The 16767-nt window shown below is 55.3% G+C and carries 17 protein-coding genes; 5 read left to right on the top strand and 12 right to left on the bottom strand.

The window, feature by feature from the left end; translation table 11 throughout:
• The first annotated feature begins 51 nt into the window (after nt 1-51).
• Nucleotides 52-861 carry an alpha/beta fold hydrolase gene (locus ATI45_RS12260; protein ID WP_098419734.1) on the top strand — a complete coding sequence of 270 codons (810 nt, stop codon included), beginning with the start codon at nt 52-54 and terminating at the stop codon, nt 859-861.
• Between the two features lie 129 nt (nt 862-990).
• Nucleotides 991-1971, top strand: coding sequence for an NADP-dependent oxidoreductase (locus tag ATI45_RS12255; protein ID WP_098419733.1), 981 nt, complete (start codon nt 991-993; stop codon nt 1969-1971).
• Nucleotides 1972-1975: 4 nt separating this feature from the next.
• On the opposite strand, the gene ATI45_RS12250 is transcribed toward ATI45_RS12255, so the two are convergent.
• Genes ATI45_RS12250 through iscB form a run of 3 tightly spaced genes read right to left on the bottom strand, consistent with a single transcriptional unit; the run spans nt 1976 to nt 6044 of the window.
• A complete protein-coding gene (locus tag ATI45_RS12250) occupies nt 1976-3835 on the bottom strand; it encodes a cation:proton antiporter (protein WP_098419732.1) in 1860 nt (619 codons plus the stop codon).
• Between the two features lie 18 nt (nt 3836-3853).
• Entirely contained in the window at nt 3854-4648 is a 795-nt protein-coding gene (gene tcdA, locus ATI45_RS12245) for a tRNA cyclic N6-threonylcarbamoyladenosine(37) synthase TcdA (protein ID WP_267284056.1), read from the bottom strand.
• 52 nt (nt 4649-4700) lie between these two features.
• A complete protein-coding gene (iscB, locus tag ATI45_RS12240) occupies nt 4701-6044 on the bottom strand; it encodes an RNA-guided endonuclease IscB (RefSeq protein WP_098419731.1) in 1344 nt (447 codons plus the stop codon).
• A 490-nt stretch (nt 6045-6534) separates the two neighbouring features.
• Between iscB and ATI45_RS12235 the strand changes: the two genes are divergently transcribed.
• The gene (locus ATI45_RS12235; protein WP_098419730.1) at nt 6535-7266 is read left to right on the top strand and encodes an SDR family NAD(P)-dependent oxidoreductase; all 732 of its coding nucleotides are present in this window, start codon (nt 6535-6537) and stop codon (nt 7264-7266) included.
• 46 nt (nt 7267-7312) lie between these two features.
• On the opposite strand, the gene ATI45_RS12230 is transcribed toward ATI45_RS12235, so the two are convergent.
• The 9 genes from ATI45_RS12230 to ATI45_RS12195 form a co-directional block, all read right to left on the bottom strand.
• Nucleotides 7313-7954 (bottom strand): ChrR family anti-sigma-E factor, encoded by a 642-nt coding sequence (locus ATI45_RS12230; RefSeq protein WP_098419729.1) that lies wholly within the window; start codon nt 7952-7954, stop codon nt 7313-7315.
• On the bottom strand, nt 7951-8550 hold the full coding sequence (locus ATI45_RS12225; protein WP_098419728.1) for a sigma-70 family RNA polymerase sigma factor: 600 nt from the start codon (nt 8548-8550) through the stop codon (nt 7951-7953). Before ATI45_RS12225 ends, ATI45_RS12230 begins: the two co-directional genes overlap by 4 nt.
• A 186-nt stretch (nt 8551-8736) precedes the next feature.
• Complete coding sequence (locus tag ATI45_RS12220) at nt 8737-9807, bottom strand: WD40 repeat domain-containing protein (RefSeq protein ID WP_098419727.1); 1071 nt, start codon at nt 9805-9807, stop codon at nt 8737-8739.
• 116 nt (nt 9808-9923) lie between these two features.
• The gene (locus ATI45_RS12215) at nt 9924-11495 is read right to left on the bottom strand and encodes an alpha/beta hydrolase (RefSeq protein WP_098419726.1); all 1572 of its coding nucleotides are present in this window, start codon (nt 11493-11495) and stop codon (nt 9924-9926) included.
• Nucleotides 11408-11755 carry a hypothetical protein gene (locus ATI45_RS21940; protein WP_143751156.1) on the bottom strand — a complete coding sequence of 116 codons (348 nt, stop codon included), beginning with the start codon at nt 11753-11755 and terminating at the stop codon, nt 11408-11410. The genes ATI45_RS12215 and ATI45_RS21940 overlap by 88 nt, the downstream gene beginning before the upstream one ends.
• Nucleotides 11756-12622, bottom strand: a complete 867-nt coding sequence (locus tag ATI45_RS12210) for a DUF4123 domain-containing protein (RefSeq protein ID WP_179888407.1) — start codon at nt 12620-12622, stop codon at nt 11756-11758.
• A 170-nt stretch (nt 12623-12792) separates the two neighbouring features.
• Entirely contained in the window at nt 12793-14061 is a 1269-nt protein-coding gene (locus ATI45_RS12205) for an ammonium transporter (RefSeq protein WP_098419724.1), read from the bottom strand.
• A 73-nt stretch (nt 14062-14134) separates the two neighbouring features.
• The gene (gene glnK, locus ATI45_RS12200; protein ID WP_007350272.1) at nt 14135-14473 is read right to left on the bottom strand and encodes a P-II family nitrogen regulator; all 339 of its coding nucleotides are present in this window, start codon (nt 14471-14473) and stop codon (nt 14135-14137) included.
• 175 nt (nt 14474-14648) lie between these two features.
• Nucleotides 14649-14885: a hypothetical protein gene (locus ATI45_RS12195; RefSeq protein ID WP_098419723.1), complete on the bottom strand. Its 237-nt coding sequence runs from the start codon at nt 14883-14885 to the stop codon at nt 14649-14651.
• Here ATI45_RS12195 and ATI45_RS12190 point away from each other — a divergent pair.
• Together ATI45_RS12190 and ATI45_RS12185 are read left to right on the top strand one after the other, a co-directional pair.
• A complete protein-coding gene (locus ATI45_RS12190) occupies nt 14884-15135 on the top strand; it encodes an accessory factor UbiK family protein (RefSeq protein ID WP_098419722.1) in 252 nt (83 codons plus the stop codon). The genes ATI45_RS12195 and ATI45_RS12190 overlap by 2 nt on opposite strands.
• Nucleotides 15136-15163: 28 nt before the next feature.
• On the top strand, nt 15164-16699 hold the full coding sequence (locus ATI45_RS12185; protein WP_098419721.1) for a YifB family Mg chelatase-like AAA ATPase: 1536 nt from the start codon (nt 15164-15166) through the stop codon (nt 16697-16699).
• Nucleotides 16700-16767 lie beyond the last annotated feature (68 nt).

The raw sequence follows: 16767 nt of genomic DNA, 5'->3' as shown, positions 1-16767 counted from the left end.
GGCTGTTGCAGTGCTAATCTAGCGGCCAAAAGCGCCGCAAGGAAATCTCTGATGACTGTTGAACTCAATGCCCGCCAAGCCGGACCGGCCGAATCCGGGCGTTTGCCATTAATCGTATTGCACGGGTTGTTCGGTTCGCTGGACAATTTGGGTGGAATAATCCGCCGTTTGGAAGACCGTTGGCAGATCCACGCTCTGGATCAGCGCAACCACGGCCAATCGCCCCACACCGACACGATGGACTACCCAACCATGGCGGCGGACGTGCTGGCCTACATGGATACCCAGGGCCTTGAGCGCGTCTGCGTGCTGGGCCATTCCATGGGTGGCAAAGTGGCGATGCAGCTGGCATTACTGGCGCCGGATCGAATTGACCGGGTGATTGTTGCCGATATTTCGCCGGTTGCTTACAAGCCGCGCCACGATGCCATTCTGGAAGGCCTTAAAGCCATGGATTTGAGCGCGGTAAGCTCGCGCACCGAGGCGGACAGGCAGATGGCAAACTTTGTGGCCGACGCCGGCGTTCGCCAGTTTCTACTGAAAAATCTGGAACGTATTCCGAAGGACCAGGCAATTGAAGGCGGGCCGGTATTTCGCTGGTTGCTGAACCTGGCGACAATCGAGCGTTGCTATTCAGAGCTCACCGATGCTCCGCAAGGTGAAGGCGGGTTCGAAGGGCCGGTGCTGTTTATTAAAGGCGCAGATTCGGCGTATTTACAAAGCAAGCACAAAGACATCATCTTGCAGTTGTTTCCTAACGCCAGCGTAAAGGTGATTGAGGGGACAGGCCATTGGCTGCACGCCGAAAAACCGGACACCTTTGCTACCTTGTGTGTGGACTTTCTTGCCACCGACGATTGATTCAATATAAGGCTAAGTGTTGTGTCTTGAATTGAGGGACACGCTACCTTATCTGATACACTCAAAATGTCCAGAGCTCACGATTATCTCTGCCGAACGTCGACTGACCCCCCTTTGCCGGAGCGCCCCATGGAAGACACCGTTAACACCAGCATGCGAAAAGTAGTTTACGAAGAGTTTGGTGACCGTGATGTTTTGCAACTTGTTGATGCTTCAGTGCCTGAGCCCCAGGCTGGGCAGGTGCTGATCAAGGTTCATGGGGCCGGGCTTAACCCGATTGACTGGAAAACCCGCAAAGGCTTGGGTTTTGTGGCCAAGCAGCTGAGCGAACAAGAGCTGCTGCCGTGGACCCCGGGCTACGATCTGGCCGGTGAAGTTGTCAGCGTAGGCGATAATGTGACCACCTTGGCACCGGGGGACCGGGTGATGGGGCTGGTGGGCTTTGCCCTGACGGGCGGCAGCTATGCCAGCTACGCGCTGGCGCAGGCCGATGAACTGGCCATTGTGCCGGAAAATCTGGATTTGGTGACTGCCGGGGCGTTGCCGTTGGCGGCGCTGACTGCTTGGCAGGCGTTATTCGAGGTGGCTGACCTGCAGGCCGGGCAAAAAATTCTGATTCACGCCGGCGCCGGCGGTGTCGGGCACCTGGCCGTGCAATTTGCCCTGACCCAGGGCGCCCACGTCATTGCGACCGCCTCAAAGGGCCACCACGATTTTCTGGATCGTCTGGGTGTCCACGAAATCATCGATTACACCACCACTGACGTGGCTCAGGAATGTTTTGGCCTGGACGTGGTGTTGGACCTGGTGGGCAGCGATGCTGGCCGGCGTTCTTTAAACTGTCTGGGTGAAAAAGGTGTGCTGGTAACGGTGCCCACGGTGACCGCAGACGTGATTATCTGTGCCGCCGAAGCCATGGGCCTGAGAGCCCACGGCATGACGGTGCGCCCGGATGTGTTTCATCTTGAGGAAATCGCCGAGCTGATTGAAGACGGCGATGTCACCGTTCATATCGAAAAGGTGTTTTCACTGGCAGAGGTAGCGGCCGCCCACGAGTTGCTTGAAGGCGGCCACGTTTGCGGCAAGCTGGTACTGGACTGCCGCGACTGATTGTTTATTTTGCGCCATTGGTTCCGTTACCTTCGGCGTTATCACGGTCTTTGCGTTCCTTGCGCTCTTTTGGTGCGCGGGCCGGAACCAGGCTGATCAGCGTGGAATCTTCATCGGGCTTGAGTTTGTCCATGGATTTCACCGGCGTAATGCGGCCTTTACCATCAAACATAAACAGTACCAGAGCCTGGCTCTGGTACTTGTCCAGAAAGTTTTGATAGCTGAACTCATCGCTAAGCTCGGTGGTTTTTACCGAGTAGCCCTGGCTTACCAAGCTGGCCAGTTTGGCGTAGCTGACGCCGTTGAAAAGGCCGCGTGTCTGTTGGATTTTTTCGGCTGTTTGATGGCGCGCTTTCTGGTCCTGATCGCCTTCCGCCAGGCTGTACACGCTGTTGTCACCAAACCAGTCCAGAAAGTGATAGGTGGCCAGGGAATTCATGTGTTTGTAGGGTGAAATGACCAACAGGTTGCCGACTCCAGTCAAATCCAGCTGGTTAGACGCGTGCTCAGACACCGGGTTACCAAAGTACACCTGCAGATTCTCCATTCGCGCTTGGCGCACGTTCTCCCAGTTGGTGTCCGCAAGCACCACCGGCACCTCGTGTTTCTTTAAAGCGAGGCCAATCATTCGCGCTACCGGGTTAGCCCCCAGAATCAGAAACCCGAACTCCGACGGCTCCATTACATTCAGCAGGTTTGCCAGCGGCCGAGCGGTCAGACTCTGAATGGTTACGGTGGCAATAATCAACATGAACACCAGCGGTACCAGAGCACCCGCGCCATCATAGCCCACTTTTTGCAGTTGGAAGGCGAACAGTGCAGACACCGCTGCGGCAACAATGCCCCGCGGTGCTATCCAGCTTAGGAACAGTTTTTCTCGCCAGTTCAGGCTGGTACCAACAGCCGATAGAAAAATGCTCAGAGGCCGTGCTACCAGCATCAATATGGCCAGTACCCAAGCCAGGCCCCAGCCCAAATCGGCTATGGCAGAAAATTCGATGCGCGCCGCCAGAATGATAAACAGTGCTGAAATCAGCAGTACGCTCAGGGATTCCTTGAACTCCAGAATGCTGTCGACCGGCACCTGCTTCATGTTCGCCATCCAGATACCCATGATGGTCACCGTCAGCAGGCCGGATTCGTGAGCCAGTTCGTTCGACAGTGCATACACGCCTAGCATGAAGGTCAGCGTGCCGGCATTGTGCAGGTATTGGGGCATCCAGTGTTTACGTAGTACCTGACCGTTCATGTAGCCCGCCGCCGCACCTAAAAAAGTGCCTACCGCGATGGTTTTGGCAAAAATATACAGGGAGTGGCCAAATACATTGCCCTGACCCCAAGACACAATGCCCTCGAACACCAGTACTGCCAGCAGGGCGCCAATGGGGTCAATAATAATGCCCTCCCATTGCAGAATATTCGCGAGTTTCGAGCTGGGCCTGACCGAGCGCAGCAGCGGCGCAATCACGGTAGGGCCGGTAACAACCGATATGGCACCAAACAGCAGGGCGATTTCCCAGGAAATGCCCAGAATATAATGCGCCGCCAAGGTGCCGATGGTGCCGGTAACAATTGACCCGATTGGGAGCAAATTGCGAACCATTTTGCCGTGGCCGCGAATTTCGGCAAAGCGCAGTGTCAGGCTCCCTTCAAACAGGATAATGGCCACAGCCAGCGACACCATTGGAAATAGCAGGTCGCCAAACACATCTTCGGGATTCAAGTAGCCCAGCACCGGGCCCGACGCAATACCGCCGGCCAGCAAAAACAGTATGGCCGGCATACGTACACGCCAGGCCAGCCATTGGCAAAACAGTGATAGCACACCGATAGAAGCGAGCAGCAAAACAGTGCTTACGGCCATAAAAATCGGTTCCGTGAATCAGGGTTGGGCGCGTTGTGCGATTTTGTTAAGTAGCCGCGAGGCCGCAAAAAACCCGAAGCTTGCAGTCACCGGGCTGGCGGCGCCAAAGCCGGTGGCGCAATCCAGCCGAACCGGGCCTGCGTTAACCGGTTTTTGCAGGCAGGTTGTACCGTCGGCGGCGGGGTACGTCAGCTGTTCCAGCGAGTATACGGCTTCTATGCCGAAACGCCGCTGCGGATTGCGGGAAAAACCGTACTGCCGGCGCAGCAAGTTGCGTACTTTGGCCAGCAGTGGGTCTTGGGTGGTTTTGCTTAAATCCGCCACGCGGATCTGGGTTGGGTCCATTTGCCCTCCGGCGCCCCCTGCACACACAATCGGCAACTTGTTGCGCTGGCAGTAAGCCAATAAAGCGGCTTTTGGCTTCACACTGTCGATCGCATCGATCACACCGGTGACGTCGGCGGTTATCCGTTGCGGGATGTTATCGATAGTAATAAACGCAAACTGGGTGCGAATATCCGCGGCAGGATTGATGGCCCGCAAACGCTCGGCCATGGCATCGGTTTTCGTTTTACCGTATTGGCCACTGAGCGCGTGCAGCTGGCGGTTGGTGTTGGATACACAGATATCGTCCATATCAATCAGCGTTAGAGTGCCAATACCACTGCGCGCCAAAGCTTCCGCCGCCCAGGAACCCACGCCACCAAGGCCGACAATCGCAATGTGGGCCTGGCGAAAGGCTTCAAGCGCAGTGCGTCCATACAGGCGCTCAATGCCGCCAAAGCGGAAGGCGTAATCGTCGGCGTTCATCATTTTGCGCGGGATACCCCGTCCTTCAGGGCGGGGAGGGATAGCGCGTCGTGCGTCAGCGCGACTCGTTTTTCCTGTCTCCCTCCTCCTTTGGTTGGTTGGGTTGGATGTGATAGCCGTAGCCATCCGCTCGCTGGGTTAAAACACAGTGGCGATGGGAGATTCCCTGGATGGCACCGCTGTTTGTCTGAATGTTGAAACTGCCGGTCTTGCGAACGGCGACCCGGCCCACCCAGGTTCCGGTTTTTGTGCCTGTCGGCACTAGGGCGCGCACCATGTCGCCGGTCTGAAACCCTTGTACTTGCTTTTGGCGCATCAGATATCCACGAGGGAAACCGTGCTTTGTTAAGCGTGTGCGCTTATAGCTGCCGCGCCCGGTGGCTTTGATCGCCAAGGTTGGAACGTCCCAACCCTCTACGATCTCGACTTCTCCGACGCAAGCCGCATCCAAGGCGTGAGTCTTTGAAATGCCCAGTCTCTGCCGATTGAATGTCGTGCGGCCGCCGGTGCCTACTTCAACTGGCAGGCCTGTTTGCTTCAGTGTCTGATGCAATGCCCACCGGGTGGAGTTGACCGCTGAGGCGTCTCTTAAGGGCTTCTTACACTGTTTTAGAATGCGATCCAGCCTGGCCTGGTGGTTCTTCAGTCGCTTGGATGTGGCAAAAAATGAAACCAGAGACTGCCGGTCTTTTTCCTGGTTGCACGGCCGGCACGCCAAGGTCAGATTGCTGATGCGATTCGAACCCCCGTTGGCCTTTGGGTCGATATGCTCAATTTGCAGCGGTGTGTCTTTGTCGGTGCAGTAAGCGCATTCGCGCCCCCACTTCTCCAGAAGGTATTCGCGGACCTCGTAGCCGAGCAAGGTGCCCTGCTGATATTCGACACCGCTGACTTCCGGGTTTTCCATCTTTTGCGTATCGAATCGAGCCAGCTCCTGGCTAATGGCGGTTACCGGAGCTAAAGCCCGGAGCCTATTCACCAAGCTCCGGGTGGTATCGACCCGATGCTGGAGGCTAGGAGCTAGCCAGCCTTTCGGCTTGGTTCGATTCAGAAATCTGGGTGCCCGGTACCGCAGTTGGTTGCGGCGCCGGCGGCGAAACGCCCTGCGTTGTTCCAGAGACTTGCTGATGGGGCGGCCGCGATGGGCTAATTCCATTAACGCCAGAACGTGTTGCTTCTGGCCGCTTTCTCTCACCACCGCGATCCCGGTGGTCTTGCTGCCAGGGTCAATCTTGATACGGACCGGCTGTATGATGCCACCGATACGGTCTTTCAGCCGGATCGTAAACGGATACGCACGCACCACCACCGCTCGACCACGGTCGAGCAGAAGCCGCGCACGCCTTTCGGTGCACGGCATAAGGGGGTGTTTGCGTCTATCCAACACGAAGACCGACATTACTTTCCTTTCAATGAATGCCCTTACGGGCCTTGTGACGGAGGCCGAAGCCTCTCTCCCCTCGGGAATGTCTACCACCGGCTCCCGCTTGCGCGGCAACTGAAACCTTCGGCGCTTTGCCTTTCGCCAGCGTGATTCCAGTTTTCCAGTGTCCGGTGCTGAGGAAGCACACCGCAGTGGGTCTTAACGACCTGTGGCAAACGTAGCGGGTGGGTGTCCGCTTTCCCTGGTCAACCTGGCTTGTAGGATATTCTCTACAAGCCTCGTCCTTTAGGGCGGGGTAGTTGACAATCTCTCCAGTGGGCTTGTGCCTGCTATTGTAACTCAGCGCTAGCAGATACAAAAAAAGCTGAAATAATGAAGCAATGGCGCGGAATGTTGACTTTTTGAGCTTTGGCAGGCGTAACGTTTATTGCACAAAGCACGGCTTAGCTTTGCGTAGCAACGAACAGCCGTGCACAATTGTTTTAAAATCACCTTGGTGAACACTATGCGGATTTTGATTGCGGGTGTGTCGGGCGCTATTGGCGCAGCCCTGGCCAAAAAACTCGCGGCACGGGCCGATGTTGAGATTATTGGCCTGTGTCGGCAGCCGGAAAAAGCACCAGCGGTTCTGCGCGAGCGACATCAGGTACTGGCCTGGGATGCAGAAAAACCCGAGGCCCTGGATCAGATTGCCGCGGAACTGGCCGCTGTTGTGCCAAAGGCAGAAGGGCTGGATATGATTATTTACGCTGCGGGCATACTGCACGGAGCGAATATGAAACCAGAGAAGCGCCTGGAAGATTTGCAGGCCAGTTCTCTGGCGCGGGCGATGGCGGTGAATGCCAGTGGTTTCGGATTGCTGGTGCAAGCGTTATTACCTTGGCTGCGGCATAAGCGCGCAAAGCGCATCGTGGCGATTTCCGCCAAGGTAGGGGGCATCGGCGACAATCGTTTGGGGGGTTGGTATGCCTACCGAAGCTCTAAAGCAGCACTGAATATGCTGGTAAAAACGCTGTCTGTAGAATTACCTAGGCGCATGTCGCCGGTGGCTTGTATTGCATTACATCCGGGCACAACCCGCTCAGCATTGAGTGAGCCTTTTTCACAATCGCTGGCTAACCTAGAAGTTCACGATGCGGATGAAACCGCGGCTAACCTGTTAGCGGTGATTGACCAAATTGACGAATCAGCGAATGGCAGCTTTTTATCGTGGGACGGCAGCACGCTGCCTTGGTAAAAGCAGTGTGCCGCCGGTATTCCGTCTGACTAATTCGAGAGCCTGCTCAGCTCATGAAAGGGTTGAGCAGTCGAGTAAAGGTACCCGTTAATTTCAGTGGTGCGCTAAGCACCGACAAAGTGATGCAGTCTTCATGACCAACAGCCACCGGGCGGTGATTGTCGTTATGGTCCAGCACGGCAAAGTCCCACTGATTGAAAATACCATTATTGTCAGAGAATGCACCCTGCAAGACGATAGTGGTCTCGGTCCCGCGGTGGGTGTGGGCCGGCGCTTTGCCTCCGGATGACAGTTTTTGCAATACCACCCTCTCTTTCTGCCCGGGGAAACGATCTGTCACATCGAGCATGCTGACATCGCCAAGCTGGCGCTTCCAAGGCAAATCGTTGATGTCGCAGCCCAGAAGCTTCTTTATGAGGTCTTGACGTTGCTGCGGAGATTTTACAGGCGCCGTCTCGCTATCAATACGAGCAAGAATCGCATCGAATGTTGAAGCGGCCGGTACGGAGCTCTCAGTTAAGGGTTGTTGTTCCAACATCACTGCACCCAAGCTTTCCAGGGTATCTACCCGACTACGACAAAGCGCACACTTTTCGAGGTGCAGCCGTATGCAAAGGGCGTGAGGGTCAGACAGTGTACCCGCGCTGAACTCCATCAGGCTTGTACTTTCGGGGTGATGCCGTGTCATTGGTTTTGATCCTGCAAAATCACTTTCAGTTTGTTGAGCGCCAGACGGACCCGGCTTTTTACTGTTCCCAGGGGTATTTGCAATTCGTCAGCAACCATCTGATGAGACTTGCTTTCCATATACACTTTGGCAATAACCGTCGTTTGTTCTTCCGGTAACAAGCTGAGGGATTCGCGTACCCGGCGCTCCGACATCAAGCGAACCAATGACGTAACGGGCTCGTTTTCGTGATCACCGGGGATCTGCCACAGATCTTCAGTCTCTACCGATATTTCGGCGCTGATGCGCTTCATTTTGCGCAACATGTCGATGCGCTGATTTCGAGCAATGGTAAAAATCCAGGTGGATGCCGCTGCTTTGCGCCAATCATAAAGACAGGAACGACGCCAGATCGATACAAACACTTCCTGCACAAGCTCCTCAGCATGATTCGCCATACCGTTGGCCATGGCGTAATACTTAATCTGCGGGCCAAAGTGCTCGAATAGCTGATGGTAAGCCTGTCGGTCCTGGTTTTTCCCTACTTTTACCAGCAGGTTACTCCAAGGGTCGTTACGACCTTCGGCTTTGACCGGCTTCTGATCCAGTGTCATCACCGGACGCTCCTTGACTGTTGCATGATTTGAACTTTGTGTTGTCATCATTCTATGCACTCACCCCAGGTTTGTCAGGTATTGATTTACGCCCGGCTGATACGCTCGGATCACCATCCTCTGTGGTTTACCTTTTAAAGCCCGCAGAAATCGTTGGTTATGGTCGGCGGTAGCAACCGCAGCTTCCAACTACTCCACCACCCAGATCCGCTCCAGCGTCAGCTTGTCGGGGTCAAACTGGTACACGCTGATACCGCCGGTAGACTGGTGCCCCATCGCCAGAATGCCCGCTTCCGGTGAAGTGGCGATGGCGGTGTTGCGGTCGTACTGGCTGCCGTAAGTGACCAGTTTGGGAGACTCTCCGAGATCAAAATACTTCACGGGCCAGGGGCTGCCGGCTTCGTATAGAGCGGCGACATGGCTGTTGTTGCCGAAGCGGAGGTAGTATTCGCTGTTGTGGATGAAGGCGCCGGCGATGGTGAAGTTGTTGAGGCCGGCGGGCGCATCGATGAGTTCACTTTCATCCCAGTTTCGAGGGTCGCCCGTTGCACAAGGCGCATCATCAAGATAGATCCCACTATGATATCCCGCTAATCGGTGTCGGATTTCCGGTCGATCCGTGTTCCAAAACAATCCAATTCCATTCTCATCCCCACTGATTACCCATTGCCCATCTGGACTGATAGTAGCGTGGGTTTTGGAGGAGTTTCCGCGGAGCTTTGCGGCAGGTTGTTTTGTCACAGCGTTCCAAAGAGTGACGCCCCCATATTTTGAGAACCGTTGACTGCTATTAAGTGGTGAGTGGTCTGCGATTGCTGAGCGATCATTATCGACTCCGGCTGTTACAAAGAAGGTGTTGTTTCGGTCTATGGCGAGGTTGAACAGTTTGCCGGATCCTAAAAAGCTCGGGCTGATGCCATCACTAAGGACAGTACGTTTTGTGTCCCCATAGCCAGAAAACACATTCCAATGCTCATCAGCAGACAAGTAGGTCTCAAGATCGCCACCGATAACGTGGCCGTAGGTTGGGAAGTGCTGAAATCGCTTCAGCACTTTTCCGTCGACCGTTTGTGCAGTAACGATATTGTCTGTGTCCTGCCACAAAAAAGCGTTTTGACCCGGTATAAAATAGGCGCTGTAAAGGTTGGCGTCACCGGAGAGCGTGTCCCACTGTTTTTCTTGCAGATCCCATAAAATAAGCTTGTTGTCTCTGTGGGCACTGACGACATAGCGGCCAGACTCCGATACACCCATGGACATAACCGGCCCAGCCCATACTCCTAGGAGGTTGGAGTTCAGCAGGATGCTAATAGGCACAAAGGCACAAAGGCACAAAGGCACCAAGCACCGCGCCTGCCCAGCGCACTTTATTAGCGTTAATAACGGCCAAAACCCACTCCTCCGTCCGATATACGACGTATAATTTCTGCTCTGTAAGAGCGATCGAATACTTCCTCGCTTGGAATTCGCATCCCCGAGTGGCTAAAGAGCCATTTACTTTGATCTGTAGCTAACCAAGATTCGTCAAACAACTTGTTTTCTATAAAACGATCTCGAAACAATCCAGCCCGTTCACCAGCCACTTCATTAAACCCCACATACCCCAACGCAGGCCGTGGCCGTTGTTCCGGAACCCAGTTATTCCCAGCAAGCTTTTTCAAACGCAAAACATAATCTTTGGCCACTTCGGGGCTTACGCTGGCCTGGTGGTTTAGGGGGGCCGGCAGGGTGTAGTCAGACGGCCGCTCGCCGTTGCGCAGGCAGTCTATACAGGGCTGCCATAAAGCATTTGCCTCGGTGAGGATGTCTTTTTCTAACCTGGTCCAGTTTTCCTGAACGGTTTGTTTGAGCGCTTTGGGTGTGGCCAAAGTTCGCTGGGGGTGTGCGGTCATCCACGCCTCGAACCTGAGTGGCAAGTAATCTTTGTATAACTTTTCGACGGCAGGCCCGAAGCCGAAGTTCAGATAACTTGGAAAGCTCCACCATTTTTTATCATAGGCTCCCCTAAAGTATCCGGCTATGTCGTCCAAGGAGTCGTCTGCGGTTGCAGCGATCCATGCGGTAGTGGCTAATGGGTGCTTGAATGACAGGGCTTTCCGCCACAAAGCCTCATCTTTACTATTATCCGCCCCAAGAATGCCGTCGCCACGGGAATGCAGCACCACAATCTTGCGAGCTGCGCTACGGGCGGCAGGAAATACGCCAAGCCCCAGGGGGTGCACGTCCCGGCTGCTGTCGTTGGTGAGGGCATTGTCGGCAACGGCGGGTTGCCAGAGAAACAGGTGTTCGACCAGGTCGCGTTTTCCGATGGTGCCGAGAATGTTCAGGGCGGTGAGCGCTACCCGGGCACCAAGAGAATGCGAGAGCAGGTTGATGGCAATGCCGGCGGCTGCCAGCTGCAGCAAAAGCGGGGCCAGGCGTCGCCCGGATGCCATGGCCTTCAGCTCCGCCTGTATGAAATCGGTGGAGCTCGTATCCCCCGGCCAGGAAATGTTAATGATGCGGCTGTAGGGCGTCCAGTTTTCGCCGTCGAAACCCGCCGCACGGTTCAGTTGGTACTCCAAGTGAACAGCCCAGTTGTGGGCGCCGGCGCCATTCAGATACTCATCGTTCACGGTTTGCGGATCTTGCCAGACACTGGCGCTTTGAGAGTGCCATCCAAGTCGACCCCATGCACCATGAGGAATGTTGTAACCGTGCATAAAAACGAGCGCGTTATTGCCGTTTGCCCGAAAGTAATCCAGTTGTTCGTCCGTGAGTAAGTCTTCAGGAGCGGGCACTTCTTCGCGCAGGTTAATAATCACCGGCGGCGGTAGGTGTATCGCTTTTGCTTTGCGTTCGCCCTGGATGACGGTCAGGTCTACGCCTTCGCTGGGAGTCTGGCCGGGGGTGTCACGGTATCGAACCCGATCAAATGCTCTCCCTCCGGCTCTTCGGGGCCGTGCCATTGTGCGTTGCCTGTGACGAGCTTGGCGAAGCGGGCCTCTGCATTAGCAGGCGTATGCTCTTTGCCATCTTGCACTTCGGCGGTGACTAACTTACCGCTCTCATCCTCGATTTTACCGGCATTGATAAAAGCCCTCGGTCGCCCAAGATTGTCAGAACGCCGCAACATCACGTTTGCGGTTTCGTGCTTGCAAACCGGCGCACTGTGGGTCCCGAGAGGCGCGGTGCTGGGGGAGAAGGGTAGGTTGCTAGTGGGTGTCATTCAGGTTCCTTCCTGTGAATGCGTTAATGTTGTAAATGCGTCCAGCGTGTCGGACCAGCAGGCTCCGTGCCTTGCTTTGCGTACGGCCGCAAGCTCATCCTCGCTCAGCGCGCGGGTAATACCCTGTGCGATGAATAACCCGACGCCTTCTACCAAACCTTGCTCACTCGGTGCACCGAGTGTTTTCAGTTGTTGGAACCAGCAGGAGACAGTCCGGACCTCCAATTCATGGTTGTCCGCCAGGGCTTTTGCCAACAGATTTTGACGGTACAGTTCTACTGATGCGAGATTCTCTTGGGTCAATTCCAGAGGCAGTGGGTTCTGCTTACGCAATTCGTCCGGATGTGCCGAGGAGTGGTCTTTTTTCAGGGACCAGTTGGTGCCAGCATAGCAACCGTGAATTGCGGTTAGCGGGCCGAGAACCCGCAGGCGCTGCTGGTGTGACAGCGATGCGCCAATGCTGCCAAGCGTTGCCGTGTCGGAGTAGCGAAAAAGGCTGTCACCATAAGGGGTGCGAACGGTGTTCAAGCTTATAAGATGATCGCGTACTTCCTCTAACGTCAGCAACGGGCCTTGCAGTGCCAGAGCTTTGGCTTCTGTCCGCCAGTTATGCAGCCATGTTTTACTCTGGCTTGTGGTGGGCTTGATAATTAACGGGCCATTCAAGGCTTGTTCATGGTGTTGCGAATGGATATATGGCAAGTCGTAAATTGGTGCGGGGTCCTGCTCGAACAGCAAGCGCAAAGCATCTGAGTGCTTTGCCTGGTCAACCAGGTACCAGCAGGCATCTGTACTAACGGCGTTTTCGTGATGGTAAAACGACGTGGTTGTGCGAGCCTCGTGGCTCAGGGCTGTGGCGTCCTTCATGGCTGCTTTCATCTATCCTTAGATGGCCGAAATCTGTGCCAGATGTTAGCTCAAGCGGCAGGGCCGGTCAGCTCAAACCCGGGGAAAATGTCAGATTTCTGAAACAGATGCCGCAAAATGCGAAGGGGCGCCCACTTGGGCGCCCCTTGTTGTTGCTGTACGCAGCTATGTTACTTGCTGCTAACAAACTCCGGATAGGCTTCCATGCCACACTCGGCAATATCCACACCTTCGTACTCTTCCTCTTCAGTGACGCGTATGCCCATGATCGCCTTGATGATGCCCCAGGTAACCATACTGGCCAGGAATACCCAGACGAAGATGGTGGCAGCGCCAATCAACTGACCACTGAAGCTGGCTCCACTGTTGGTGACCGGCACCAACAGCAGGCCGAGCAGACCACAAACGCCGTGAGCTGAAATGGCACCGACGGGATCATCAATGCGCAGTTTGTCCAGGCCGATAATGCTGAACACGACTGTGATACCGCCGAGCGCGCCCCAAAGAGTTGCCTGTAAAGCCGTTGGTGTGGAGGGCTCGGCGGTAATAACCACCAGGCCAGCGATAGCGCCGTTCAGCAACATGGTTAAATCTGCCTTACCAAACAGTATGCGAGCGGTAATCAGAGCGGCAATAGAACCACCTGCGGCGGCGGCGTTGGTGTTCAGAAACACCATGGCAACCGAATTGGCACTGGCGATATCACCCAGTTTAAGTACCGAACCGCCGTTAAAACCAAACCAGCCCATCCACAGAATAAAGGTGCCAAGAGCTGCCAGAGGCAGGTTGGCGCCGGGAATAGCGCGGATTTCGCCATTTGAGCCATACTTGCCTTTGCGCGCCCCGAGCAGTATTACGCCTGCCAGAGCGGCTGAGGCACCGGCCATGTGCACGATTCCGGAGCCGGCAAAGTCACTGAAACCAAGATCGCCGAGGTTATACAGGCCGAACACATCACTGCCGCCCCAGGTCCATGAGCCTTCCATTGGGTAAATGACGCCTGTCATTACCACCGCAAAGACCAGGAATGCCCAGAGTTTCATGCGCTCGGCGACAGCGCCGGAGACGATGGACATAGCCGTCGCCACGAACACGACCTGGAAGAAAAAGTCTGACGGGGCAGAGTAGATGGAACCGCCTTCAAAACCGTCTTCACGGCCGGCAAAGTCGGCAAGCACTGAGGCTGTGTCTGTTACGCCGATGCCTGACAGCAGGATTGAGCCGTCATACATAATGGCGTAACCACACACCAGGTACATAATGCAGGCGATAGAATACAGAGCCACGTTTTTGGTGAGTATTTCGGTGGTGTTTTTAGCGCGCACCAAGCCAGATTCGAGCATGGCAAAGCCGGCGGCCATCCACATGACCAAGGCACCGCACATCAGAAAATAAAAGGTATCAATCGCGTACTGTAACTGAAAGACATTGCTGTCCATACAAGACCCTCCGCACAAGGCTCTATTAAATGAAAAAGTTTTTTGCGCTGGTAGTTAAAGCATCAGAACGGGTTCAGACCGCTTCCTCGCCCGTTTCGCCGGTACGAATCCGGATGGCCTGCTGTAACTCGGTCACAAAGATTTTGCCATCACCAATTTTTCCGGTGTTGGCGGCCTTGGTGATGGACTCGATCACCTGGTCCATCAGATCATCGCCAATGGCGACCTCTACTTTTACTTTGGGCAAGAAATCCACCACGTATTCAGCGCCGCGATACAGTTCGGTGTGGCCCTTCTGGCGCCCGAAGCCTTTAACTTCCGTGACGGTGACACCCTGAACACCGATCTCGGACAAGGCTTCACGCACGTCATCCAATTTGAATGGCTTAATGATTGCTGTAATCAGTTTCATTGATTTCTCCTTAGTAAAACTGTGCCGATCGGCAGCGCCATAATGCTGCTGACTGGGACCGGGATGCGGCCGCCCCGCACGACAATTGTGCGGATTGTGTATGGGGCTTTAGCATCGAATGTGCCAACGCAAAAAAATAGTTTAAAAACAGTAATATAAAATTATATTAATGGTTTTAGGTTGATTTACCCTGCACCAAAATGGCGCGTTTTGAACGCCATGGAATCATAATAGCGCGTTCTACTACACTCTTTGCATCCTTAATGCTCTGCGGATTCGCTTCCGCCGACACATTATGGCAGGGCAGGCGGTGTGATACACTGCTGTGCAATAATTCTGCGGTAGATGGGGCCTTTGAAGGCGCTGCCGCAAAGCTTGTTTCGGCGTGTTTACACAGATAAGGGGTGTTCATGAAAGGTCCACAAGACATTTTTACCCAGCTGCAGGGTCAGTTTGGTCAGTTTGTACCGGATATGGCCCGTGCTGCCAAAGACGACTTTGAAGCGCAGGCGCGGGCCAGTGTTGCCTCGGTAATGTCGCGTCTTGAATTGGTTACTCGCGAAGAGTTTGACGCCCAGCAAGCGGTATTGTTAAAAACCCGCGCCATGGTGGAAGCCCTGGAAGCCCGCGTAACAGAACTGGAGCAGTCAACCAAAGGCTGACGGAAAATAATAACCATGGAAGGTTACTATGCTTGCTATTGTTCAAACCCGTGCCTGTGTTGGCGTGTCTGCGCCGGCTGTTAGCGTTGAAGTACACCTGTCCGGCGGCTTGCCGGCGCTGTCGATTGTTGGTTTGCCAGAAACCGGTGTGCGCGAAAGCCGAGAGCGGGTGCGCAGCGCCCTGATTAACGCCGGTTTTGATTTCCCCGCACGTCGAATTACCATCAATCTTGCCCCTGCCGATCTGCCCAAAGAGGGCGGCCGTTTCGACCTGCCCATTGCCCTTGGTATTCTGGCGGCTTCTGGCCAGATTCCAGCCGAGGCGTTGAACACCTGCGAATTTGTCGGTGAGCTGTCGCTAGATGGCGCGCTGCGCCCTTTGAAAGGTGTGTTACCCGCAGTTTTAGCGGCTCGCGCAGAGGGCCGCCAACTGTTGGTGCCCCAAGCTAACGCCGCCGAGGCGGCATTGGCCAGCGAACACGACGTGCTGGCAGCCAGCCATTTGCTGGCTGTGTGTGAGCATTTGCATGGGCGTGCCCGGCTTGTGCCTCTGGCGCCGGCGGATTTGAGTGGCGCTGACAGCGGGCAGGCATCAAGCGGCCCCGATCTGGCTGATGTTCGTGGCCAGCAAGTGCCGCGCCGGGCGTTGGAAGTAGCCGCTGCGGGTGGTCACAATCTATTGCTATTTGGCCCGCCTGGAACCGGTAAAAGTATGCTCGCCAGCCGTCTGCCGGGCATTATGCCGGCACTTGCCGATACTGCTGCAATGGAAGTGGCGAGCGTGCATTCTGTAGCAGGCCTGGCAATGGCCGAAGGCGGTTGGCGCCAGCCGCCTTTTCGGGCGCCACACCATACTGCGTCGGCGGTGGCTATGGTCGGCGGCGGCAGCAGTCCGCGACCCGGAGAGATTTCATTGGCCCATCGCGGCGTGCTGTTTTTGGATGAACTGCCGGAATTTGAGCGGCGGGTGCTGGAAGTGCTGCGCGAACCTATGGAAACCGGCGAAATTCACATCAGCCGTGCTGCGCGCCAGGTTACATTTCCCGCTCGATTTATGGTGATAGGTGCCATGAACCCGTGTCCCTGTGGTTACAGTGGCCACCCCTCCATCGAATGCCAGTGTAGCCCCGCCCAGATTATCCGCTATCGCTCGAAGATCTCTGGCCCGCTGTTAGATCGTTTCGACTTGCACGTAGAAGTGCCTGTGCAAGGCGGTGATGTGTTTATGCAGCACGGCGAGCCCGGCGAGAGCAGTGCCCAGGTGCGAGCACGAGTTGTAGCTGCACGCAGCTTACAGAACGCCAGAGGTACGTTGAATGCCGAGTTGTCGGGCAAGGCGTTGCAAACGGCTTGTCAGCTGGATAGTGACAGTGAGCAACTGTTGCTGCGGGCCATGGAAAAACTCGGGCTTTCTGCTCGGGCCTTGCATCGAATACTGCGAGTTGCACGCACGCTGGCGGACCTTGATGCCAGTGCCGATGTGGCCCGCGCCCACCTGGTGGAAGCTCTGGGTTACCGGCAGTTAGACCGCCGTAACGGCCAAAGTTCTCTGGTTTCATCTTGAGCCGCTGCCTTGAACCGTTGTCGTTAGCTCACCCTGTACTCTGGTGAACGGGCGTCTGGTAAACTGGC

Source organism: Marinobacter sp. LV10MA510-1 (assembly GCF_002563885.1).
GTDB lineage: Bacteria > Pseudomonadota > Gammaproteobacteria > Pseudomonadales > Oleiphilaceae > Marinobacter.
The sequence above is the reverse complement of the archived record's forward strand: the minus strand, read 5'-3'. Positions and strand labels throughout refer to the sequence as shown.

Excerpts from the sequence above, each read along its gene's own strand:
- ATI45_RS12190 (WP_098419722.1), top strand. The coding sequence starts at position 14,884 with ATGAAAGGTCCACAAGACATTTTTACCCAGCTGCAGGGTCAGTTTGGT.
- ATI45_RS12235 (WP_098419730.1), top strand. The coding sequence starts at position 6,535 with ATGCGGATTTTGATTGCGGGTGTGTCGGGCGCTATTGGCGCAGCCCTG.
- ATI45_RS12220 (WP_098419727.1), bottom strand. The coding sequence starts at position 9,807 with ATGTCCATGGGTGTATCGGAGTCTGGCCGCTATGTCGTCAGTGCCCAC.
- ATI45_RS12230 (WP_098419729.1), bottom strand. The coding sequence starts at position 7,954 with ATGACACGGCATCACCCCGAAAGTACAAGCCTGATGGAGTTCAGCGCG.
- ATI45_RS12260 (WP_098419734.1), top strand. The coding sequence starts at position 52 with ATGACTGTTGAACTCAATGCCCGCCAAGCCGGACCGGCCGAATCCGGG.
- ATI45_RS12215 (WP_098419726.1), bottom strand. The coding sequence starts at position 11,495 with ATGGCACGGCCCCGAAGAGCCGGAGGGAGAGCATTTGATCGGGTTCGA.
- iscB (WP_098419731.1), bottom strand. The coding sequence starts at position 6,044 with ATGTCGGTCTTCGTGTTGGATAGACGCAAACACCCCCTTATGCCGTGC.
- ATI45_RS12250 (WP_098419732.1), bottom strand. The coding sequence starts at position 3,835 with ATGGCCGTAAGCACTGTTTTGCTGCTCGCTTCTATCGGTGTGCTATCA.
- ATI45_RS21940 (WP_143751156.1), bottom strand. The coding sequence starts at position 11,755 with ATGACACCCACTAGCAACCTACCCTTCTCCCCCAGCACCGCGCCTCTC.
- ATI45_RS12185 (WP_098419721.1), top strand. The coding sequence starts at position 15,164 with ATGCTTGCTATTGTTCAAACCCGTGCCTGTGTTGGCGTGTCTGCGCCG.
- ATI45_RS12210 (WP_179888407.1), bottom strand. The coding sequence starts at position 12,622 with ATGAAGGACGCCACAGCCCTGAGCCACGAGGCTCGCACAACCACGTCG.
- ATI45_RS12205 (WP_098419724.1), bottom strand. The coding sequence starts at position 14,061 with ATGGACAGCAATGTCTTTCAGTTACAGTACGCGATTGATACCTTTTAT.
- tcdA (WP_267284056.1), bottom strand. The coding sequence starts at position 4,648 with ATGATGAACGCCGACGATTACGCCTTCCGCTTTGGCGGCATTGAGCGC.
- glnK (WP_007350272.1), bottom strand. The coding sequence starts at position 14,473 with ATGAAACTGATTACAGCAATCATTAAGCCATTCAAATTGGATGACGTG.
- ATI45_RS12195 (WP_098419723.1), bottom strand. The coding sequence starts at position 14,885 with ATGAACACCCCTTATCTGTGTAAACACGCCGAAACAAGCTTTGCGGCA.
- ATI45_RS12255 (WP_098419733.1), top strand. The coding sequence starts at position 991 with ATGGAAGACACCGTTAACACCAGCATGCGAAAAGTAGTTTACGAAGAG.